Here is a 22,121-nt window from a genome sequence, read left to right as displayed (position 1 = left end):
GGAAAATCCCTATCCTGAGGATAAAACGCGGGTTCCCTGTTGTTACCAACTCCGGGTAAATTGATGTTAAAGATCATGATCGGATTGGGAGTAACCGGCCTATGTTGGCGGCGTCCTGTCCCATCAATGGCGAATTCCTGTGCCGCCGCAAGCCGATCCATGCGCTAATTCAGAGCAACGCCTCGTACCGGTCTCCGATCTTTTCAATTTCGAAATCCGCCGCCCTGCTTTTCAGGATCGCGGCGGTTGTCGGCTGGTCGAGCATTCTGGCCATCGCCACTGCCAGGGCCCCGGCATCGCCGACCGGCACCAGGGCGCCGACGCGGCCGTCATCAAGTATTTCGCGCGGGCCGTGCGGCGCGTCCGTGGAGACCACCGGAATCCCCGCTGCCATGGCCTCGACCAGAACATTGCCGAAGCCCTCGCTGGTCGATGATAGGACGAACAAGTCAGCTACGGCGTAGCAGGCCGCCGGATCATTGACATAGCCCGCAAACAGAACGTCTGCGCCGATACCGGATTCTTCGGCATAGGCGCGCAGCTCGTCGGCCAGCGGACCCTCGCCGAAGATGACAAGCCGGGCCCGGCGGCCGGCGCGCAGCACAGCGAAGGCCCGCAGCAACGTCCAATGATCCTTAACGGGCACCAGGCGTCCGGCGGTGATGATGACGGGGCCGTCGCCCATCGCCGCGAGCTCTGCCTGCCAGGCGTAGGAGCGTTGCTGGGATGCCGCAGCCGGCGGCAGCGGGTTGTTGATCACCACGACCTTGGATTTCGGGAAGCCTCGGGCCACAAGATCGCCGCCGACACCTTCAGAAACCGCGATGGCCCTGGTGGCGCGGGCCGCAACCAGGGCCGAAAGCCAGACCGCCATTTTCGCGCCAAGGCTGCCGGAAGGCAATGAGGCGGCGGCGTGGAAACTCGGGAAGAACCGCGCCCTGCTTCGCGCGAGGGAAAGCGCCAGCGCCACGACCAGATTGGCGAATTCCGGGGCGCTGTAGATCGCGTCGGGAGAAACGCGGCCAAGCAGGCCCGCGCTTCGCACGATGCCTTTCAATGTCGCCCACTTGCCATAACCCTCGCCGCGAATGGGGAGGCCGAAATCGACCAGATGTACGGCAGGCGAAAGCAGGGCGGCATTGGGCCCCTGCGCGTTCCAGGTAAAAAGCGTGACGTTGTGGCCGCGCGATGCCAGTTCGTTCGCCATCAGGACGAATACACGCTCGGCGCCGCCGCCCCTGAGGCTGGCAATGTGAAAGACAATCCGCTTCGCCATTTCAGGCGCGGCTGGCAATGACGTCCGGGCGGTTCGGCGGAAGACGCATGTCGCGCACGATACCCAGGGTAATGGCGAGCAACATGCCAAGGATCATGCCGCCAATGGCCCCCAGGCCGATCATCACGACCGTGCGCGGGGGCCATGAACGGCCCTTTGGCGGCACTGCGGTGGAAATCACCTGCACATTGGTGCTGTCGATCTGTTCGCGCTCGGTTATCTGGCGTGCCCGCGACAGGAAGCTCTCATAGATAGCCGTCTTCGACGCGGCGTCACGTTCAAGTTCACGCAAGGCGACCTCGGAATCGCTATCCGAGAACACGTTGCCCTTCAAGTCATTCATCTTGGCATTGAGGGAGGCCGACGAGGTTTTGGCGGCATCGAGATTGACCTTCGCCAGGCGCAGGGTGCGCGCGTATTCGGCGCTGAGTTGCGCGCTGACCGTGTTGTACTCCGTCTTCAGCCTGACGATCGACGGATGACGGGGGCCAAAGGTCATCGACTGCGAATCGATCTGCTGGCGCAGGCCGTTGGCCGTTGCGCGCAGCGCCACAAGCGCCTCCGACGTGGCGGGACCGGAATTGGTGCCGTTTGCGCCGGCGGCAAGCAGGGCGTCGTAACTTGCCTGCGCGGCGATGACGCGCGATTGCGTCTCCACGATCTGGCCGTTGAGCTGGGTCATGGTTTGCGAGGAAACAAGCTGCCCATTGCTGGTGGCCAGATTGTGGCTGCGCCTATAGGCCTCGACCTTCTCTTCGGCCGCCTGCACATCGCTCTTGAGCTGGCCCAGCCGCCCGTCCAGCGCGGCCGCGGCACGGCTGGCGCCGGAAGCCTCGGCGCTGGCCAGCTCTTCCTGGAAAGTCTTGACGATATCCTGCGAAATCAGGATCGCCTTAGCGGGGGTTTCCGCCGATACCATCAAGGTCGTGACAAACGACTTTTCATCCGCGATGCTGCTAACCCGTTCCGCCAGGTTCTTCAGGGCGGTAAGCTTTGGATCGGGTTTGGCGCCGTCCGTCCCTGTGCGGCTACGGTCCGCGTCGAAGAACTCCGGGTCACTGGCCAGGTCAAGATCGTCTACAACACGTGAAAGCACGCTGCCCGAGGTCAAGATGCGCTCTTTGCTGCGCGCGCTGAGCAGCTGTCCATCGACCTGGGCCGATTGCGGGTAAAGATCATTCGGAACAACCTGAAGATTGGCGGGATTGATGAGGATGTCCGTGGTCACGGTGTAGCGCTGCTTGCTCAGCAGAGCGTAGGCACCGCCGATGATCCCGCCGGCTATTGCCAGCAGGCATACCAGAGCGAGGCCGGCGCGCAGCCAGACAAACAGACGCCCGAAATCGAGTTCGAGAAGGGTTCCGATCTTGTTGAGCGTCACCGTCGTGACGGGCTCGGCTACAGGCGGCGCCACGGGTGCAGGCGACACAGGGGCCGACGTTACAGGGGCCGACGTTACAGGGGCCGACGTTACAGCGGGTGCCGCCGCATGTGCCATGATCGGCGCGGTTTGTTGCGGCTTTGGCCTGCTGGCGCGCCGCGCATTTTCGATCCGTTCATAGGGGCTAATGCCGGCGGCGGCCGCGGTTGGAGGAGGACCGGAAGCGGCGGACATCATGCTAACCCTTTAATATTCAATACGCACAGCCTGCTTTACGGAAACATCGTTAACATTTCATTTTCCAGGCGTGTCAGGCGCGTTCCGGAACAGCGATCTATCCACCCTTGGTCGGTATTCTGCCACGCCCGTCGTAGCCTGGCAAAGCGTGCAGGCGTTTCAAATGGAAATACAAGAGGTCGTCGCGAGGGCACCCACAAGGAGCGGGCTTTGGCGTCATGTCGCTGTTGATGCTGGTTGGCCTTGAAGGGGCGTGCCGGTTTGGCGCCCATCCGGCTTTCGATAAGCGAGCAACAAGATGACGAGCAGCATGATATCCGGCGCCTTCGAAGAGAGGGCATTGTTTGACAATGCCGCGAGAATGGACGCGGCCGCTGCGATATGGGCGGCCCGAGGCGTATTGCGCAGGAGCTTGAAAAGGAACCGGAAGAAAGCAAACGCGAAGAGCAAGGCGATCGGCAGGCCAAACAAAAGCGTAAGAACGACCGGCGTGCTTTCGATGAAGGGGAGGTTGAGCTTTTCGTTGACGATCTTCAACAACTCGTTGGGATTCATGCCAAGCAGGATGTCCCTCCATTCAACGAACTTGAATACATCGTAGATCTTGACGCGCGCGTCGTAATTTTGATCAAAGAGCGTATTGCTGAAGCGGTTCAGCAGCCCCGCCGAAAAGAGTATCGCAATCAGTATGGCGCCACCGGCCAGCGTCAGCATCAGCACCAGGAGTTTGGCCTGGCGTTGATGTCTGGGTGACAAGTCCGGCCAAGGCAGGAACACGAGCAGGAACAGGATCTCGCCGCAAGCGAGCAGCAGGGCGGTGCGCGCGCCCGAAGCGGCCGTGCCGATGAAGAGAATGAAGATGCAAAGCGCGCACACCCAGATACGCCACCGCGTCAATGCAACGAAACCTATGGCGGTGGTGCAAAGCGCGCCCAGCGCCAGCGGATGGGCCGACAGTCCGATCGGCCGAAAGTCCAGCTCAACGAGGGGATAGGGCAGGAATCGATGCTGGGTGACGGCCTCGATCGTTCCGATGATGGCGCTGAGGACAATCATGCCGACGATGACATTGCCAAGCGCCCTGCGCACATGGTCACCCAAGGCAAGCATGATCATCGCCGCGGCACAAGAGACCAGATAGGAATCGATTATGAAGCCGGCCGAGCCGGCACGGCCTATCACGAAGAGATAAGGCACCAGCCACAACAGCAGCAGCGAATATAACAATGTCGCCTTGAACAGCCTGACTTCATCGCCTTCGAGCCGAATTGGCCGGGTCGTGGCGATGACGACAAGCAGCAGAAAGATCGCATAGGTCCCGATATGCAGCTTTTCGGGAAACGACCCCCCCTCCGTCGAATAGGACATCACCATATTCATCAACTGCGGCGAGATGGTCGAGCGGAGCAGGAAAGCGAAGGCCGCGAGGAGAAAGAACAGGAGTGTGAGGGCGTCTTGGCGGCTGGCCTGCGCGGTCACGAACTGTTGCTCTGTGGGGGTGACACTCACGATTATCCGACCAGCGTTGCGGCTTGCGATTGAGACGGCAGGGGACGAACGCGCCCCCGGGTACATTTTCCTGCACGAACGTAAAGGAATATGGATAACCCGATCTTAACAGTGGCGATGCCCGGCATGGGCTATTTCATGAAGTCGGTAACCCACACTTAATTGGCCGGTCGTATTGATGGCGATGCTTTGCACGGCGTCCGACGCGCTGCCTGTGGACGGCACAATGGCATCAGGCGCCGGCAAAGCGCAGGAGATCAAGGTGAAGAAATTCTATTCGATTCAGTATCTTCGCGCCTGCGCCGCCTTGCTGGTTCTGTTCGCACACGCCTTTTCCTATCAGATTGGCGTGGACAATCTGATTATCGTGACGGCGGGCCGCCTGGGCGTCGTTCTGTTCTTTGTCATCAGCGGTTTCATAATGGTCCATATTACGGGAGATGGTCTGTTTTCCGCTGCCACCTTCCTGAAACGCCGAGCAATCCGGATCATCCCCCTTTACTGGCTTTTCACCAGCCTCGCCGCGGTTCTGGCGGCGCTCGTGCCAAGTCTCTTCCAGAAGACCGTCTTTACATGGCCCCACTATCTTCAGTCGCTCCTCTTCATTGTTCACGAAGCGCCTGGACGGGATAGCGCCAGTCCAATCCTCTCACTCGGCTGGACGCTCAATTACGAGGTATTTTTCTATATCGCTTTTGCGGTGTTCGCATTCCTGTCCGTGACCTCGCGCGTATTTGTGCTGACGGTCTTTTTCATTGCGATGTGGATAGCCGGGCTGTGGCTGGCTCCCACCAACCCTGTTATCCAGTTCTATCTCAACCCTTCTCCGGTGGCATTCGTCATCGGCATGTGGATAGGGCGGCGCTATTTGGACGGTGATTTCACTTCCGACATACGCCATGCCTGGATATTCGGCGTAATGACCGCTGCAGGCGTGGTGCTTTCATTCGTCGATGACGGTACGCCGCTCTTGGGTCAGATCAGCTTCGCGGGACAAGCAATGTGGGCGGCGGGCCTACTTCATCTCAGCCTCATTCTGGAGCCGAAACTCAAGCACTGGAGCCTTCTCGAGCAGTTGGGCGACGCTTCCTACGCGCTTTATCTGTCGCATATCTTCGTGATCGGCGCTGTGGCGTACCTGGCCAGACGCACCGTCGGATACGAGCATCCGACAACGGTATTGTTGGTGTCGGTGGTCAGCATCGTGGCAGCCTGCCTCGTCAGTCTGGTGATTTACGAGATGATCGAGAAGCCGATTCTTCAGACCCTGAACGGCAGAAGGAAGACGAGAAACACACCGCTTCCTCATATTGCCACGGAGAACAAATAAGCAGGCCAAGCAACGGGACGCTCACGGCTTTCAGCGCTTCAGTCAGCCCGCGCTGTCCACGACCTCGACATTGCCGGCGCGGTTAAGCGTATGAATGCCCGTGCGTGCCCATGCCGGACCCGCGCCGATCGGCCGGGGCGAGGCAAAACGGACATCGGACGCGTCGAGTCGCTCAAGCCGCATCAGCCCCAGACCACCGCCATAGGCCCTCGATCCGTTCTGCACCGGCAGCACCAGGGCATCGTCGTGGCGGATAAAGGCGCCGCCCGGCCGGGTGGCCGAATGATCGACGGCAATGGGATTGAGCGGATGGGCGACCCATGGCCCGCGCAGCGAGGGTGCGCAATAGACCGCCATCGTGTCCGACGCGCTGCCGTAGCCGAACCGCTCCGTTCCAACCAGCCAGAAGCGACCGTCGGATTCGAGCAGCGTCGCGTCGTTGAAATCCCTGTCCGCCATCAGCACCGTGTCGCGGACCCAGCGGTCGGGAAACTGCGCGGCGCGATAGAGCACAAGTTCGCGAGCCGAACCACTTTCGGGGATCATGAAAATCTCGCCATCGTGTGCGAACACCTGCGGATACGACAGGTGGTGCGCTTCCTCCAATACAACCCTTGGAACACCGAAAGTGCCATCGTCACCGAGCTCGGCGACGGAAATCACGCCGCGACTCGTCGCGTAGGGGAATTCCTCGACAAACAGATGATGGCGGCGGTCGGCCTCGAAGACGAACGGGTCGGCATAGAAGCGTTGGCCATCGTCCGGCAGGACTGTGAACGGTTTGCCGTCGAGTTGCCCGGTTTCGGCGATGCCTGGTCCGTCGATCACCCGATAGGCAACCTGCCAATAGAAGGGGCGTCGTCCCCGCCTGATTTTTTGCACGGCGCGATCGATCAAAGCCCTGCCAAAAAAGGGCACATAGTGTCGAACAAAACTGTCGTTCTTCAGGATCGGCACCGGGTTGTCGCTTACCGGCACAAGCTTGCCCGCAAAGAAGCGGGCGACGGTTTGCATGATCAGCGACATGGCGCCGGCGAGCAGGTCGTTGCAGCTTCGAGATAGCCAGAGCCTGTCTGCCAGCATCGGTCTAGCCTGGGCCACGACAACGCCATCGAGGCGAGCGCCAAGTTCAGGCAATTGTCCGCTCGCCAACATTGCGGCAACGCCGGCTGGAAAGCTGTTGCGACCGCAAAATTCGAGCCTCAGGACTGGCGCGTCTTGCCCCGTTGCGCTGGCAGTGAGATCTATGACGAGGTCCGGAGGGCCGCGATCGATGGGCGGCAACGGCTCGGACCGGCCCGCCAGCGAGGGACCGAAACGCCGGCTCTCGATCGCCAAGACAGTGTCCAGCCCCCGAGCGGTTGGCGCCGCCGCCGGCGCGTGGCAACTCGAGACCACATAACCTGCCGCATCCAACCGCATAAAAAGCTCATTTTCCCAGCGCCGGGATCCGACGGCGTGGCCGATGATTAAAATATTAGTCAACCCAAGTTATTCTCGTTAAAGCAAAAAATGGCTTGCTCTGGTATCTTTCCCCACAGTTCCTGGCAAGGCTTGCCCAAGGGGGGCTGCGGACTCTAGCGTTAATCATACGTTAATTTTTTTGAATACGAAGGCGGTTCAGGGCGCTATTGTTAGGCTGAAAGCACATGTCAGCCGGGCGCCCACGCTTTCGGTGACCAGGGTCAACCATGAACGCCGTTTCACATCCGAGATTGCCCTCAAGGCGAAAACTGCTGATCGTGTTCGGCACGAGGCCGGAGGCGCTCAAATGTTTTCCGGTGGCGCGCGCCGCGCTCGCCCATCCAGGCTTTACCACGGAAATATGTGTGACGGGCCAGCATCGCGAGATGGTCGATCAGGTCATTGAATTGACGGGCCTACCGGTGCACTACGATCTCAACATCATGCAGCCAGGTCAGACGTTGTTCGACGTGACCTCGCGCGTGCTCCTCGGAATGGCGGGGGTGCTGGAGAAGGCGAAGCCGGACATCGTCATCGTCCAGGGCGACACAACCACCGCGATGACCGCGGCTCTAGCTGCCTTCTACAAGCGGATTCCGGTTGCCCATATCGAGGCGGGATTGCGCAGCCACAACATCAACTCTCCCTTTCCGGAGGAACTGAACCGCAAGATTGCCGGCAACATCGCCACCTGGCATTTTGCGCCGACCACCGAGGCGCGCGACAATCTCATCGCCGAAGGAAAGGCTGCGAACACCATCTTCGTAACCGGCAATACCGTGATCGACACGCTGCTGCATTTCTCCAGCGAGATCGATGCCGACAAGCTGATGAACGCCAAGCTCGCCGCTCGTTTCCCCTTCATCGATCCGACCAAGAAAATGATACTCGTCACCGGTCATCGCCGTGAGAATTTCGATGGCGGCATCCAGAGAATCTGCACCGCGCTGAAGGCATTGTCGGCGCGCAGGGATGTGCAGATCATCTACCCGGTCCATCCCAACCCGAATGTGCGCTCCGTGGTCGAGGCCGAAATCGGGACGGTGCCGAACATCCACCTGATCGACCCGCAGGACTATTTGCCGTTCCTGTACCTGCAGAAACAGAGCTACCTGGTGTTGACCGACAGCGGCGGCGTGCAGGAAGAGGCGCCTTCACTCGGCAAGCCGGTGCTGGTGATGCGGGAAAACACGGAGCGACCCGAAGGGATCGCCGCTGGTACTGCCCGGCTGGTCGGCACCGATATCGAAAAAATTCTGGCCAATGCCAATAGCCTGCTCGATGATGAGAGCGTCTATCGCGGCATGGCGGAGAGGCACAATCCATACGGCAATGGCCAAGCTGCGAGCCGGATCGTTGAGGAATTGCTGAATCATGGCTGAAATCAAAACCGTTTCCGTTATCGGCATGGGCTATATCGGCCTGCCGACCTGTGCCATTTTTGCCAGCCGCGGACTCGATGTCATCGGTGTCGATATCAACGAGGCGGTGGTCGCGAAGGTCAACCGCGGCGAAATCCACATCATCGAACCGGACCTGGATGGTTTGATCCAGAAAGTCGTCGCCAATGGCAAGCTCAAGGCATTCAGTACGCCTCAGCCGGCCGATGCCTATATTATCGCCGTTCCAACTCCGATCACCCCGGACCGCAAGCCGGATGTCAGCTACGTGCTTGCGGCAGCGCGAAGCATCGCTCCGGTGCTAAAACGGGACGACCTGGTGGTGCTGGAATCAACATCGCCGGTCGGTACGACGCGTGTCATGACAGCGCTGCTCGCTGAACTGCGACCCGATCTCAAATTTCCCGTCGCACATGGCGAGGAAGCTGACGTCCTGGTCGCCTACTCTCCTGAGCGCGTGCTGCCGGGAAAGGTGCTGACCGAACTGATCAACAATGATCGCTCGATCGGCGGGCTGTCCCGAAAGTCTTCGGAGCGGACAGCGGCACTCTATTCAAGCTTCGTCGCCGGCGACCTGTTCATAACCCAGGCCGAAAGCGCGGAACTGGTTAAGCTGACCGAAAATGCGTTCCGCGATGTCAATATCGCCTTCGCCAATGAGCTTGCGGCGGTGTGCCAGGATCTGTCGCTCAACGTCTGGGAGGTAATCGATCTCGCCAACCGGCATCCTCGCGTGAACATCCTGCAGCCGAGCCCGGGCGTGGGCGGCCACTGCATTGCGATCGATCCGTATTTTATCATCGACGCCGCACCGAACAATACGCGGCTGATCAGTTCGGCACGGCGCATCAATTCCGAGCGACCCTTGTCGGTGGTCAGGGACATCGAGGCATTGCTCGACCCGACCCGCAAGCAGACGATCGCCTGTCTTGGCCTCAGCTTCAAACCCAATATCGACGATATGCGCGAGAGCCCGGCTGTCGAGGTTGTTAAGCTTCTGTCCAAGATTCCCAATATCAAGATCGTCGCTGCCGAGCCCAATGCGCGTCAGTTGCCACACGAGCTCGAGGGCAGCGGCGTCATGTTCACCGATGCACTTTCCGCTATTGACCAATCCGATATCGTCGTCCTGCTGGTCGACCATCGACAATTCAATCTGATCGATCCCGAAGCGCTCAAGGACAAGAAGCTCGTCGACACACGGGGCCTGTGGACCTGGCGCAAGGCGCGCAAGCCCGACGCCCGCATCGAAGGCAAGAAATCCGAAATGGAACGCTCGCAGTCTCTCGCTCGCACCGGAGAAGCGGCATGAACTCGCATGACCCGGCATGGGCGCAACACTCCCTATTGGCATCACGCCGCCGCGAGTTTCTCGGTGCGACCATCCATGCGCTGACCATGGCCGAGACGCTGGCCATCGCAGACGAGGCGATGGCGACGCGGCGGCCGCTTCATCATGTTGTCGTGAACGTCGCCAAGCTTGTGAACATGCGCAGGAATGCCGAACTGCGCGAGGATGTCGTCGGGGCGGATATGGTCAATGTCGACGGCAAAGGCGTGCTTTGGGGCGCACGGCTCTGCGGCGTCGAGTTGCCGGAGCGTGTGACGGGCGTCGACGTCATGATCAACCTGCTTGCGCTGTGCGCCAAGTGTGGCTATCGCCCCTACCTGCTGGGCGCTGAACAGCACATTCTCGACGCAGTTGAAAGCCGACTTGCCAGAGATCATCCGAGCCTGGCCATTGCCGGCCGGCGCAATGGGTATTTCAAGGCGGAGGAAGAGGCCGCGATCGTCGAGGCCATCAACGCTTCAGGTGCCGACTGCCTGTTTGTGGCGATGCCCACGCCGAGCAAGGAGCGCTTTCTCAAGCGCTATCGCGACGTACTCGCTCCGAGTTTCGTCATGGGCGTGGGCGGCAGCTTCGACGTCTATGGTGGAAAGGTCGCCCGGGCACCGAAACTGGTTCAGGCGGCGGGCCTGGAGTGGCTGTTTCGCGTGGCGCAGGAGCCGCGACGCTTGTGGCGCCGCTACTACGATACCAACACCGCCTATGCACTGCTGCTGTGGCGTGAGTTCTGGTCTCGCCGGGGACGCCGAAACGTCAATCCGTAGGCTCGCGACTTTCAGACAAGCATGCCTCATTGCGCGGGATTTATGCGATCCGGAGCCGTGCCCTTAGCTTGCCGATGAACTGCGTCACGGCCGCGGGGTGAAACAACCAGGTCAGTCCCAGGAAAGCCGCAGCGCCGGCGACACCGCCCGCCGCGAGCGGAAAGATCGCCGGCATATTGCCCAGCGCAGTGCTGGCAAGGCTGGCGGCCAGTCCGGTGCAGATAGAAATGATGGCCGAGACAGCGATGTCGCGCCAGGGAACCGGCACCGGCGTGAGCCTCTCGGCGATGACGATGCAGGCTGCAAGACCTGCCAGCGATCCGCCCGCCAACGCCAACGCCGCGCCAACCTCCGCCATGGTGGGGATCAACAGAAAAGACAGTGAAATCGTTGCCACCGAGCCGAAGGAATTGGCGATGATCAGCAACCACGGCCGCTTATGTGCGTGCACCACGACGCCATAAACGAAGCTTGTGAGATTGGCACAAAGAACGCTGAAGGCGATGATCGGAAACAGCAGACCGAAGCGACCATGGTATTCCGCGGGCAGCAGGAGTCGCGTGATGTCGCCGCTGAGCGCGATAAGCATTGCTGCGACCGGCAGGCAAAGGCGTATCATCAAGGCCATGAGTTGCGACAACAACCGCCCGGACGCCTCGGATCCCTCTTCGTCGAAGCGGCTGACCACTTCTGGAAATGCGCCCATGTTGATTGCGTTGGCGACCATATCGATCGGCTGCCGAGCCAATGCGTAGGCGGCTGCGAAGACAGCCACCGCGCCGGCATCGTAGTAGAGCTTGAGGAAGACGCGTTCAGCGCTGTTGAGACCGAAACCGACCAGCGCCATGATGACGAGGGGCACGCCGAGGGCAAAAAACTCCTTGTGGGTGAAGCGCGGCGGGCCGCCAATAACGCGCCCGGATGCCACCACGCACGCCACGATGCCGGCAATCAGCACGGCGAGGCTCGAGCCGAGCGATACCGTCAGAAACGAGCGTTGGAAGATAAGGATGGCGGCGATCGGCAAGGCCAGTTGCAGCAGGCCGCGCAGATATTCAAGCATCGAATAGAGGGAATGACGCTGCTGCATTTGCAGCACCGTCAACGCGAACCGGCTGATGGAGCCGGCAATCAGATAGCTGCAGACGGCGATTGCAAATTCGATCCAGCGCTCCGGCACGATCACCGCCGAGGCGATCACGGATATGATCAGGGCCAGCACCGTGGTGGCAAGCAATACCTGTCCGGCAAGCATCAGGCTGCCACGGCTGACGTCGCCTTTTCCACCAAGCCGCAGCAAGGCAATGCGCAGCCAGTTGGTAACGGCAACATCCGTCATTTCGCCCACGGTGACCACCAGGGTCAGCAGGCCATACTCGGTCTGGTCGATCAACCGCGTCATGACGACCAGCAGGAGCAGAGCGGAAACCCGCGTCAGCAGAATAGCTGGGCCATAGATGAGTGTGGAACGGAGCAGCAAAGGGTTGTCCCGGAAAATTTGCCGTCGATTAACCGTTGACCGACGGGTATTCCAGCATGATGACGGCAAAGGGTGAACGGATACAGTTTGAACCAAAAGATTTGTCGTAAACCTTTTTTGGAACCTTTGCTTTACGGTCACCCGGCATCCGCAATCCAAATGGTGTCATGTTGCAGCGTCTCGCCCACAATAGAAAAATACATGTCCTGGTCGCAACGCCCTCGGGCGTTTCGGGACAAGGCGGCATTGACCGGATCATGGGGGCGCTGAAGCAGGAGTTCGAACGGCAAGAGATCGCCGACATCGATCTGCGCTTTCTTTCCAGCCGTGGCCCGGGACATGTCGGGCTTTCGATCTTCTACATGCTTGGTTATTGCGCGCGGATGGTTGCGGCCCGCCTCGACAGACGCGCCGACGTCATTCACATCAATATATCGGTCTCCGGCAGCACCTATCGCAAGATGATTATCGCCGCCTGCGCCAGGCTGTTGTCGATACCGTATGTCCTTCATCTGCATGGGGCGCAGTATCAGACATTCTGGAAAGATGATCATAGTTTCATGAGCCGCCGTATCAGGGCTCTGTTCGAGCATGCCGGCCGGGTGATTGTCCTGGGGGGGCTTTGGCGCGATTTCGTCGCCAGCCGGGCACCGGCGAGCGGCGGCAATATTGTCATCGTTCCCAACGCCACGGCAGTTCCTTCCCTGGCGCATGTCGGCGGCGGCGATCACGTGCACATCCTGTTCCTCGGCCGCATCGGCGAGCGAAAGGGCGTGCCGCAGTTGGGCGAGGCGCTGGAGCGGATGAAACATCTCAGGGGTTGGCGTGCCACGATCGCCGGCGATGGTGAGGTCGAGCCGGCACGAGCGAGGTCGGTCGCTCTAGGGATTGCCGACCGTATTGCTTTTCCGGGCTGGGTGGGACCTGACGAGGTCGCATCACTGATCGCTTCGGCCGATATTCTGGTGCTCCCCTCGTTCGCCGAAAATCTGCCAATGTCGGTGATCGAAGGCATGGCGGCCGGCCTGGCTGTCGTGGCCACCCCGGTTGGCGCGGTCGAGGACATCATCACCCACGAACAATCCGGTCTGTTGGTGCCGCCCGGCGATGTGGCGGCGTTGACCGAGGCGTTAACTCGGCTGGTCGAGGATACGGCGCTGCGCGCGCGGCTTGGCGCCGCCGCCATGGCGGTGCACCGGGAAAGGCTTGAGCTTGCACCGTTTGTCGACGCGATCTGCGATGTCTGGAGATCGGTCGCGTCCGAGGCGCGATCGGTCAAGCGCTGACGCTGTCCTTCAGTGTCGTCACTGCGGCGGGCCAAGCGCGAATTCGCGGTGGAATATCTCCAGGTTCAAAAGCGCCCATATCAGTTTTTCGTGGTCCGCGGCGCGCTCGGCGTGCTCCCTGACAATCTGGTCCAGCTTCTTGGCGCTCAAATAGCTACGGATGACCGAATGGGACGAACACAGATGGTCCCGTACATAATCGCTCATCGGCCCGCGGAACCATTCGGCGACGGGCACCTTGAAGCCGATCTTTGGGCGGTTGAGGACCTCGTCGGGAACCATGCCGGCCATGCAGTCGCGCAGGATCTGTTTGCTGTGCAGGAGGCCCAGCCTGTAACGATCGGGCAGTTGGCTGACGAAGGAAACCAGATCGCGATCAAGGAATGGCATTCGCCCCTCGATTGAACCGGCCATCATCACTCGGTCGCCCCGTTCCAAGAGGTTGTCGGGCAACCACGATGTCTGATCAAAAAACAACACACGGCGCAGATGAGATTCCGTCACACTCGAAGAGAACGGGAAATCATTGCGGTCATGGCCGCAAGTGGCCAATCCACCGAGGAGCGAATCGCGTTCCCGCGCCGTCATGGCTCCAAACCAGGAGATCATCCGGGTGGCAAAGTCCCGTTCACCCGCGCTTCGGGCAAATATGTCGAACTTGGCCGATGCGCCGGGCAATGCGCGCATCAAAGGGGCGAGGAGATTGTTGTGAAGCGACGCTGGAACAAGTGACCGGTAGACACCCGCCAGAGACTCTGCGCGATGTTTGGGGTAGCCGCCGAGAATCTCGTCCGCCCCTTCGCCCGTAAGCACCATCTTGACGTCCCGCGAGGCTCGAACCGACATCAGGTAAATTGGAATGTCCGTACTTTGTGAAACAGGTGCCCCCCGATGGCGGACCATCTTGGGCAGATGATTCATCAGGTCATCCGCCTGGATGACGATTTCGCAATGATCGGTCTTGAAATGATCGGCGACGCGCCGGGCGAATGGAAGCTCGCTGTAAGCCTGTTCGCTGAAACCGACCGAAAACGTACGAATGGGGTTGTCGCTGTGCCTGGTCATCAGGGCAACGATTGCCGACGAGTCGAGCCCCCCGGACAGAAAGGCGCCAAACGGCGCATCACTGCGCATCCTGATCTCGACAGAACGGTCGAGCAATTCCAGAAATCGTCGCTTGGCGGTTCCTGGATCGATATCCGCTGTCAGATCGGTCTGATCCGGGGGCGCATAATAGCGCGTTTCCGTTACTTCCCCTTGCGACCACACAGCGTAGCTTCCCGGGTTGAGCTTGCGGATCTGTTTGAAAAGCGTCCGCGGTCCAGGCACGTAACGCCAGGTCAGATACTCGCGCACTCCATCCAGATCGAGCTGCTGGCCATCTGGCTGCGCAGACAACAACGCGCTGATCTCCGAGGCAAACGACAGCAAATTTCTGCCTTGCATGAGGTAAAGGGGTTTTTTTCCAAAGGGGTCGCGAGCGAGGATCAATTCGCGCCGTTGAGCGTCCCACAGCGCAAAAGCGAACATCCCGCTCAATCGGTCGAACATGGCTAGGCGCCACTGGTCATAAGCCCTGAGCAGCACTTCCGTGTCGGAGCGTGTGCGAAAACGGTGACCGAGACCGATCAACTCCTCACGCAGCTCGATGTAGTTGTATATTTCGCCGTTGAAAATAATCCGGAGCCGTCCGTCCTCGGTCTGCATCGGCTGATTTGAATCGGCGTTTAAGTCAATAATCGCCAGGCGGCGATGCACCAATGCCAACTGGTCCTCGCCTGTATTCAGGTCCAGGAGTTCGATGCCTTCGGCATCGGGACCACGATGCTGCAAGGCATTCGACATCCCGACGGCCCGATCTTGCGGCTTCTCGACCCTGCGCCCAATCCAGCCGGCAATTCCGCACATTCTTTCCCTTGGCCCTCTTTCCCTTGTTTGCGTCTGATTGAGGACACCAATCTACAGCGAATATATTAAATAGCTGCTCGGTGGAGTGATTTTAAAACTGAGCCTGATTTGGTTCGATCAGGCCCTCTCGGCTGCAACTGGAGGCGACAGTCCTTGGGTTTCACGCGATTGATCGCCAGCAACCAGGCAGACCGCTCCAACCGATCCTGACCCGATGACGAGTCATGGCAGGCCCAGTGCCCGCAACATATCCCGGTCCGGGATCGCAGGCCCCTTGGGTTGGATAACACTCATTCCGTAAGGATTGGAGAATTCCCAGGCCGACCACGGCATCGCGAAGCGTTCCGCCTCTCTGCGCACTGCCATGAGATAGCGCAGGCGATCAGCATCGAAAGCTCCCATGCGGCCATCCGCAGACATCAAGATAACGCCGAATTCGCCCACGAACAGGCGTCGGCTCGCTATGCCATGGGCTTCAGCCCAGTCGACCGCCTGACGGAAACCCGCTTCGAGCTGGCTCTGCCCCCAATTCTGCTCAAAGTATCGGGCGATCGTTTCACGCGCCGAGGCCATGTTCATCACCTCTTCGATCTGGCTCAAGCCGGCGGCGTCCATCTGCGCCTTGAGGGTTTCGGCGACCACTTCGGGCGTGCTGGCGTCGGCAGGCCAGGGAAGGCCGGAGGAGAAAGCGTTCTTGTCATCGGCCCGCTGGTGCGTGAAGCTGTGCGGATCATACATGTGGAAGCTGTAATAGACGTTGGGGTCGTCGAAGTTGGGGTCCAGGTTGACCAGTCCGGCGATGCTGCCGCCGCAGGCGCCGGTCGCGACGATGGTGAGTTCGCTGCTGACGGCGCGAATATCGCGAACCGTGCCTGCCATGATCCGCTGCCAGTCATCGCTGCCGCTTGAATCGCAAGGGTAGTAGGCGGGCTCGTTATAGGGCTCGAGGGCGACCTTGTCGGCGCCAATTTTGATCAGCATGGCAGCCACCGCCACTACCATTTTGCGATAGCGGGCAACACCCTCGCTGTCGGCCCCGCCATAGATCATTTCCATGCTGTAGGCCGGAACCTGGCTGACGCCATGCAGATCGAAAACCACCTTGAGCCCGCTTGAAACGACCCGCTGCACCGCAGCGGCAAGCATGTCCAGCGCCTGTTGTCGTTTGGCGCCCTCGCTGGCAAGCAGAGGGCCAGGGTCGACACTCAGCCGGACAAAGTCGAAGCCCATGGATCGAATGCGATCAAACTGGTCGCCGTCCGGCCAATCGGTGAGCGGCCTGCCGCCCGCAAGCCATTCCTTCTCGCTGCGATAGGGCGGCCATTTGTAGGAACCATCTTTCTCCACCGGCGACCAGTTGAGCCATTCATGGACGCCAACGCCGCGCTCAAGCGGGATCGGCGCCGCCTGGGCTGACAAAGCCATGCCAAGCGCGCACGCTATGACGTAGACAACTTTTCTCATCGCAAAACTCCGCGTCATGGCCGAAGATATTAACCGCGGGAACGGAAAAGAGGATGCCGCCACACGCTTTTTCGAAACGGGATGGTGTATGAGGATCAAAATCTTGGCGGAGCGCGGATGAGGGTCGGGTGGTATTTCAACCGATTGCGCAGCATGGAGTTGGCCGAGATATTGCATCGGTTGGACGAGCAGCGCCGGAGGACCGTTTCGCGCCGCCGCGACAACGGCTGGCAGCGCTATGCGTCGCCGCAGTTGCACCCGGTGCTGCACGGATTGCGGAATGCTGTGCCGGCCGCTGCGACACCAGCCCAGCGGCAAGCCATCGAGGCGGCTGCGCAAAACACTCTTCGGGGCCAGTTTTCAGCACTTGGCCAGACCTGGCCACAGCGAGACCCCTATACTCTCTTTCCACCCGAGCTCTGGCGCCTTGATCCGGTGACCGGCCGGCTTTGGCCAGGCCCCAAGACCCATACTTTCGATATCGATTTTCGCCATGCCACCGGCCGTGGCGATGTAAAATATGTCTGGGAAATCAACCGGCTGCAGCAACTGCCGCCACTGGCTGCCCATCTGCTTCTCACCGGCGATGATCAATCCCGTGCGGCCATCGAGGCGGCGATCGAGAGCTGGCATTTCGCCAACCCACCATTTCGGGGCGTTGGCTGGGCCTCGGGCATCGAGGTCGCGCTACGAGCCATCAGCCTGATTGTCACGCTCGACCTCGTCGGCGACCGGCTTGGCGCGGCGACGCGAGAAAAAGTCGGTGAAATACTGGCGGCAAGCGCCTATTGGCTGCCGCGGTTTCCCTCCCGTTTTTCGTCCGCCAACAACCATCTCGTCGCGGAACTGGCTGGCCAATATCTGATCGGTCTGGCTTTCGGGGCCGAGGTAGCTCGCGAGTCGCTCCTGGCTGAGGTGCTCAAACAGATCCTGGCCGATGGCGCCGGGGCTGAGCAGACCCCGACCTACGCCGCCTTCAGTGCCGAGCTTTTCCTGTTGTGCGCTGCGGCGGCGCGCCAGGCGGGACTGCCTTTTCCTCAGCCCGTCGAAGCGCGTTTGGCCGCTTTCGCCAACTTCGCAGGCTGGCTCCCGCCGAAAACCAGCGGCTTCGGCGACAATGATGAAGGCCGCGTGATCACGCTGGGGGGCGAAACCGATTATGTCGGATCGGTCGCGGCCGCCATCCATGGTTTTCTACGGATGCCGGGCAGCGCACCGGAGCCTGGCGATTTTCGCGCGCTTTTCTTCGGCGCGCCACCGCGGCCGGCGCCGGTGCCGAATGGATTGCATACATTCACGCAAGGCGGGCTCTCCGTCTGGCGCGGCGAGATGAATGGTCGCAACGTCCATCTGACATACGACCACGGCCCGCTGGGCTACCTTTCGATAGCGGCGCACGGTCATGCCGACGCGCTGTCGCTCACCCTGTGCATTGACGGCGATCCGGTGCTTGTCGACCCCGGCACATGGCTCTATGGTTCGGGGGGAGGCTGGCGCGACTGGTTCCGCTCGACGCCGGCGCACAACACGCTGAACCTAGAGGGTAAAAGCCAAAGCATCATCTCCGGGGCGTTCAACTGGTCGCACAAGGCGGTTGCGACATTGGTGGAGAGCGAGCCGGGGCCGCACTGGAGGCTGTGTGCCCGACATGACGGGTACAAAGGCCGCTTCGGCGTTGTGCATCAACGCGCCGTGACACGCGATGGCGACGGCATCCTCGTGACCGACCAACTGCTCGGCGGCAGCCGCGTCGCTGAGATCGTCTTCCAACTCGCCGCCGACCTCCACGCCAACAGGGATGGAAACATTGTCACGGTATTGCGCGGCGCTGAACCTTTGATGACTATCCACTTTCCAGACGCAGCGATCCACATCCGTTCCGGCGGCGACACACCGGGCCAGGGCGGCTGGGTTTCGCCGCGTTTTGGTGCAAGGCAGCCAGCCGAACGCCTCGCATGGCGTGGCCAAGTAGGCGAAAAGGGAGTAGTCATCCGGCTCGCGCCAAGTCCGCCGCAGACCCGATAACGGGCAGGTTGCAGGCGCAGCGTTCGACATTAATTACGTTCAGATATTTAGCGGTTTTGACACCGTTGATCTGCTAATTTGGCCATGATTGTTTTGCCAGTCGCATCCCGATACACAGTTGCGGGCAGCATATGCTGGGCCTGGCAATATGTGCTTCGCGACGAGCCGGATCGCCATTTCACCACCTAGGAGCCACTGCATCGATGTTTTCGGAATTCGCCAGAGTGATCGTGGAAAAACTCTCACACATCAATCTGCTGACACTCGGTCTCCTGTTGCTCACGGCGCTGGGGAGCGCGGTGGTCGCCTACTGGCGAACGGTCGAACAGAAATCCTTCCGGGACTTTTTCGACTTCGCCTTTCCCGCGGAAGTCATCATGCACCCATCCGCGCGAGCGGACGCATTGTTCTGGATCACGAAAAGGCTGGTGATGCCCTTCCTGCTCATTCCCGCCGGTGTCACCTTCGTTGCCGCCACGGGATATGCAACAAACCAGGCAGTCGGCTGGCTCTTCAGCGTCTCGCAACCGCTGATACCCGGCCCCGCCGGTCCAGTGACGATCATCCTTTTCACCGCAACCATGCTCGTTGCTTACGATATCTCCTACTACCTCTATCACGTTGCCCAGCACCGTTTTCCGTTCCTGTGGGAATTGCACAAGGTGCATCATTCGGCCGAAGTGATGGTTGGGATCACCAAGGACCGGGTTCACCCCCTGGACGATTTGATGAACCGGATCTGGGACGGCGTCATACCGGGGATCAGTTTCGGCTTGTGGAGCCTGATTGCGCTTAATCCGGCCGAGATCGCCATATTTGGCATCAACGTCTATGTCATTCGCAACATTCTCATGATGGACTTTGTTCGCCACACGCATCTGAAGATTTCCTTCGGCCGGTTGAACGGCGTCATCTTGTGTCCGCACTGGCACCAGGTGCATCACAGCGTCGACCCTCGCCACTACGACAAGAATTTCGGGCTGCTTTTTTCATTCTGGGATCGCATATTCGGAACGCAGTTCATCCCGGATCCGGACGAAGACCTCAAGTTTGGACTGATAGATCGCGACGTACGCGACTATCAGTCGCTTTTCGGACTTTACGTGCTGCCGCTCAAGAAAATGGCAAACCATATCATGCGACTTTTTCAAAAGCGCATCGATGTCGCGCAGCCGCAGGACCGTCTCCAACCATGAACAAAATGGCTTCGATTGACGCTGTTGGTGCGGAGCGACTGGAAATCGTCAGTTCGACGGATCGCCTGGCCGCCATCGAAGCCGAATGGGTAGACCTATGGCATCGTACCCATGCACTGATCTTTCAGAGCCATGCCTGGGTTTCGGCATGGTGGAGCACCGTGCGTGACCGCGACCGGCGCTCGCTGCGGATCGGCCTGGTATGGAGCGATGACAGGCTGGTCGCTGTCATTCCCCTGGCGATCGGCAGACGAAAAGGACTTCGGCTCCTCGAATGGGCCGCCAATAGCTATACGGACTATGGTGATATTCTTGTCGCGCCGGAATGCTCCCTATCGGCCCTCCAGAACCTCTGGAACCGGATCTGTTCGGCGGGTGGCTTCGATCTTGCTTTTATCAATCGTCTGTCGCCGGATGCGGCAGCCCGCAGGATTTTTACACCGGGCTCTTCCAGCGGCGTCAAGCTTCGCGCCAATCACCGGGAGGAAGTCAGTTATCGCGTCGCTGGACAGTGGGCCAGCGGAGCAGCATGGCTGGCGGACCAGCCGAAAAAGATGCGCCAGAACTATCGGCGCGGCATCAAGATACTGGAAGAAACAGGCGAAGTGAAATTCCGCCTCCTGTCGGCCGACGAGCCGCTGCAGCCATTGCTGGAGCGACTGTCGGCGCTGAAGCGCAGATGGCTGGAAAAGCACACGCGTGAATCCGACCTTTTCGAAGAGGGCGAGCCGGTTCTTGCCGCCCTGGTGGACGCGCTGTCACGCGCCGGTGTGCTGCGCATTTTCGTACTTGAATGCAATGGTGCGATGGTCGCGGTTTCCATCAACATCGTCCAGCACAACGTCATGATGGCATTCGTTACCACCTACGACCCTGACTTTAGCCGAGCGTCGCCGGGTGCGGTCCTGATTACGGAGTATATACAGTGGTCGTTTGATCACGGCTTGGGATTGGTCGATTTCCTCTGTGGCGGAGAGGCCTTCAAACATAGGTTTGCAACACAGGCCGTTACCCTCCAATCCGTTCTTGGGGCACGCACTGTGCAGGGCGCGCTCGCTTCTCTCGCTGATCGTATCTGTCAGACGATCCGCGTACGCTCACGCGGATTGGCGTCGGCGAATCCAGAGCGCCCGCCCGATGAGACTGCTTAATTTAGCTGGATAACTTGGGCATAAGCCGCCGAGCGTTGAGGGCTGGCGTGCGACATGGGCGCGCCATTCGAAAATCCGCGTCGATTGCGCCTCGGAATTGGGACCGAATGGGTCCGCAGGTGCAGACTTCAATTCCCGCAAATCACGTCTCTCGAGGCGCAGTTTGTCGTCTGCGAAGCGTTGCAACACGTTCGTTGGCGTCACAACGGTAGCAGGCTAGGTCCTGAGAATCATTGAAGATTTTTTCGGACAGGGCGCTACCATAGGTCGGCGTTTTTACTATGATTTCAGTAGCTTAGGTAGGCTGGTAGCGGGAGAGCGCTACCGCCTTTCCGCCCACTCGTCGAACTACCGGTTCCTGCTTAGGTGCTGCGGCTGAGCTGTGTCGCTGCAATCTCCCGCCAGACATGCGCGCCAGCATGACATATGATGAACGTGACAACCCAAGGAGTGTGAGCCGGAGTCGATGTCTGGACGCCCCGGGTTCGGAACTGCGCTGCGGATGGCCAACGCATGGAAAAGGAGTGCCTGTCAGTTCAGGGTTCTACCGTTCCCTGCCGCGCTGCCCAGTCGAACGGGTAAAGGCAATAGAAATAGCCGGTACGCTCGGTGGCGATGTATTTCAGGTGGGTGGCGTTTGGCAGCCAGACGATATCGCCGGGATTGCACTCATGGCGACCGTCGTCCAGTTCGATCGTCAAGGTGCCCTCGTGGATGAACAGCACCTCGTCGTAGGTCACGGTCCAGTCGATCGAGGCGTTCTCGAGATACTCGATGCCGCCGCCCATGGTCCGACTTATATCGGCATTGATGACGCGGGCAATCGAGGATGTGCCAGTCGGTGTGACCGACGGCTTCAGGGTCAATTCGCTGTGCTTGAAGATCTTGGCCTTGGACACCGT

General features: G+C 60.0%; 16 protein-coding genes. 8 read left to right on the top strand and 8 right to left on the bottom strand.

All coding sequences use genetic code 11. The features are described 5' to 3' along the window. Nucleotides 1–169: 169 nt before the first annotated feature. The 3 genes from ACYG97_RS16880 to ACYG97_RS16870 all read right to left on the bottom strand — a co-directional run bounded on the left by ACYG97_RS16880 (nt 170) and on the right by ACYG97_RS16870 (nt 4,373). Nucleotides 170–1,276, bottom strand: a complete 1,107-nt coding sequence (locus ACYG97_RS16880) for a glycosyltransferase (RefSeq protein ID WP_023733409.1) — start codon at nt 1,274–1,276, stop codon at nt 170–172. Nucleotide 1,277: 1 nt separating this feature from the next. Beyond that, nucleotides 1,278–2,657, bottom strand: a complete 1,380-nt coding sequence (locus tag ACYG97_RS16875; RefSeq protein ID WP_245260782.1) for a GumC family protein — start codon at nt 2,655–2,657, stop codon at nt 1,278–1,280. Nucleotides 2,658–3,110: 453 nt separating this feature from the next. After that, entirely contained in the window at nt 3,111–4,373 is a 1,263-nt protein-coding gene (locus ACYG97_RS16870; RefSeq protein ID WP_023671794.1) for a VpsF family polysaccharide biosynthesis protein, read from the bottom strand. A gap of 256 nt (nt 4,374–4,629) precedes the next feature. Here ACYG97_RS16870 and ACYG97_RS16865 point away from each other — a divergent pair, with 256 nt between their 5' ends. Beyond that, nucleotides 4,630–5,733, top strand: a complete 1,104-nt coding sequence (locus tag ACYG97_RS16865; protein ID WP_196814781.1) for an acyltransferase family protein — start codon at nt 4,630–4,632, stop codon at nt 5,731–5,733. A gap of 42 nt (nt 5,734–5,775) precedes the next feature. Here ACYG97_RS16865 and ACYG97_RS16860 read toward each other — a convergent pair whose 3' ends face one another. Further along, a complete protein-coding gene (locus ACYG97_RS16860; protein ID WP_460221598.1) occupies nt 5,776–7,071 on the bottom strand; it encodes a glucosamine inositolphosphorylceramide transferase family protein in 1,296 nt (431 codons plus the stop codon). A gap of 353 nt (nt 7,072–7,424) precedes the next feature. On the opposite strand from ACYG97_RS16860, the gene wecB reads away from it, so the two are divergent. Genes wecB through ACYG97_RS16845 form a run of 3 tightly spaced genes read left to right on the top strand, consistent with a single transcriptional unit; the run spans nt 7,425 to nt 10,709 of the window. Beyond that, nucleotides 7,425–8,579 (top strand): non-hydrolyzing UDP-N-acetylglucosamine 2-epimerase, encoded by a 1,155-nt coding sequence (gene wecB, locus ACYG97_RS16855; RefSeq protein ID WP_023733406.1) that lies wholly within the window; start codon nt 7,425–7,427, stop codon nt 8,577–8,579. Next, a complete protein-coding gene (wecC, locus tag ACYG97_RS16850) occupies nt 8,572–9,909 on the top strand; it encodes a UDP-N-acetyl-D-mannosamine dehydrogenase (RefSeq protein ID WP_023686301.1) in 1,338 nt (445 codons plus the stop codon). Before wecB ends, wecC begins: the two co-directional genes overlap by 8 nt. Then, nucleotides 9,906–10,709, top strand: coding sequence for a WecB/TagA/CpsF family glycosyltransferase (locus ACYG97_RS16845; RefSeq protein WP_031262110.1), 804 nt, complete (start codon nt 9,906–9,908; stop codon nt 10,707–10,709). Before wecC ends, ACYG97_RS16845 begins: the two co-directional genes overlap by 4 nt. Nucleotides 10,710–10,749: 40 nt before the next feature. Here the strand turns inward: ACYG97_RS16845 and ACYG97_RS16840 are convergent, their stop codons facing one another. Beyond that, entirely contained in the window at nt 10,750–12,189 is a 1,440-nt protein-coding gene (locus tag ACYG97_RS16840; RefSeq protein ID WP_023728345.1) for a lipopolysaccharide biosynthesis protein, read from the bottom strand. 167 nt (nt 12,190–12,356) lie between these two features. Between ACYG97_RS16840 and ACYG97_RS16835 the strand changes: the two genes are divergently transcribed. Next, nucleotides 12,357–13,475, top strand: coding sequence for a glycosyltransferase family 4 protein (locus tag ACYG97_RS16835; RefSeq protein WP_031262109.1), 1,119 nt, complete (start codon nt 12,357–12,359; stop codon nt 13,473–13,475). 18 nt (nt 13,476–13,493) lie between these two features. Here ACYG97_RS16835 and asnB read toward each other — a convergent pair whose 3' ends face one another. Both asnB and ACYG97_RS16825 read right to left on the bottom strand, forming a co-directional pair. Next, nucleotides 13,494–15,383: an asparagine synthase (glutamine-hydrolyzing) gene (gene asnB / locus ACYG97_RS16830; protein ID WP_023733403.1), complete on the bottom strand. Its 1,890-nt coding sequence runs from the start codon at nt 15,381–15,383 to the stop codon at nt 13,494–13,496. Nucleotides 15,384–15,605: 222 nt separating this feature from the next. Beyond that, a complete protein-coding gene (locus ACYG97_RS16825) occupies nt 15,606–16,847 on the bottom strand; it encodes a glycoside hydrolase family 5 protein (RefSeq protein ID WP_031262108.1) in 1,242 nt (413 codons plus the stop codon). Nucleotides 16,848–16,964: 117 nt separating this feature from the next. Here ACYG97_RS16825 and ACYG97_RS16820 point away from each other — a divergent pair, with 117 nt between their 5' ends. The 3 genes from ACYG97_RS16820 (at nt 16,965) to ACYG97_RS16810 (ending at nt 21,219) form a co-directional block, all read left to right on the top strand. After that, nucleotides 16,965–18,872: a heparinase II/III family protein gene (locus tag ACYG97_RS16820; RefSeq protein ID WP_031262106.1), complete on the top strand. Its 1,908-nt coding sequence runs from the start codon at nt 16,965–16,967 to the stop codon at nt 18,870–18,872. A 203-nt stretch (nt 18,873–19,075) separates the two neighbouring features. Continuing rightward, nucleotides 19,076–20,068: a sterol desaturase family protein gene (locus ACYG97_RS16815; protein WP_023733400.1), complete on the top strand. Its 993-nt coding sequence runs from the start codon at nt 19,076–19,078 to the stop codon at nt 20,066–20,068. Beyond that, nucleotides 20,065–21,219, top strand: a complete 1,155-nt coding sequence (locus ACYG97_RS16810; RefSeq protein ID WP_023696861.1) for a GNAT family N-acetyltransferase — start codon at nt 20,065–20,067, stop codon at nt 21,217–21,219. The genes ACYG97_RS16815 and ACYG97_RS16810 overlap by 4 nt, the downstream gene beginning before the upstream one ends. Before the next feature lie 536 nt (nt 21,220–21,755). Here the strand turns inward: ACYG97_RS16810 and ACYG97_RS16805 are convergent. Continuing rightward, entirely contained in the window at nt 21,756–22,118 is a 363-nt protein-coding gene (locus tag ACYG97_RS16805) for an AraC family ligand binding domain-containing protein (protein ID WP_023671808.1), read from the bottom strand. Nucleotides 22,119–22,121 lie beyond the last annotated feature (3 nt).

The organism is Mesorhizobium sp. W067, assembly GCF_054719525.1.
The sequence above is the reverse complement of the archived record's forward strand: the minus strand, read 5'-3'. Positions and strand labels throughout refer to the sequence as shown.

Coding starts and splice junctions, on each gene's coding strand:
- ACYG97_RS16880 (WP_023733409.1), bottom strand. CDS start 1,276: ATGGCGAAGCGGATTGTCTTTCACATTGCCAGCCTCAGGGGCGGCGGC.
- ACYG97_RS16865 (WP_196814781.1), top strand. CDS start 4,630: ATGGCATCAGGCGCCGGCAAAGCGCAGGAGATCAAGGTGAAGAAATTC.
- wecB (WP_023733406.1), top strand. CDS start 7,425: ATGAACGCCGTTTCACATCCGAGATTGCCCTCAAGGCGAAAACTGCTG.
- wecC (WP_023686301.1), top strand. CDS start 8,572: ATGGCTGAAATCAAAACCGTTTCCGTTATCGGCATGGGCTATATCGGC.
- ACYG97_RS16845 (WP_031262110.1), top strand. CDS start 9,906: ATGAACTCGCATGACCCGGCATGGGCGCAACACTCCCTATTGGCATCA.
- ACYG97_RS16835 (WP_031262109.1), top strand. CDS start 12,357: ATGTTGCAGCGTCTCGCCCACAATAGAAAAATACATGTCCTGGTCGCA.
- asnB (WP_023733403.1), bottom strand. CDS start 15,383: ATGTGCGGAATTGCCGGCTGGATTGGGCGCAGGGTCGAGAAGCCGCAA.
- ACYG97_RS16825 (WP_031262108.1), bottom strand. CDS start 16,847: ATGAGAAAAGTTGTCTACGTCATAGCGTGCGCGCTTGGCATGGCTTTG.
- ACYG97_RS16820 (WP_031262106.1), top strand. CDS start 16,965: ATGAGGGTCGGGTGGTATTTCAACCGATTGCGCAGCATGGAGTTGGCC.
- ACYG97_RS16815 (WP_023733400.1), top strand. CDS start 19,076: ATGTTTTCGGAATTCGCCAGAGTGATCGTGGAAAAACTCTCACACATC.
- ACYG97_RS16810 (WP_023696861.1), top strand. CDS start 20,065: ATGAACAAAATGGCTTCGATTGACGCTGTTGGTGCGGAGCGACTGGAA.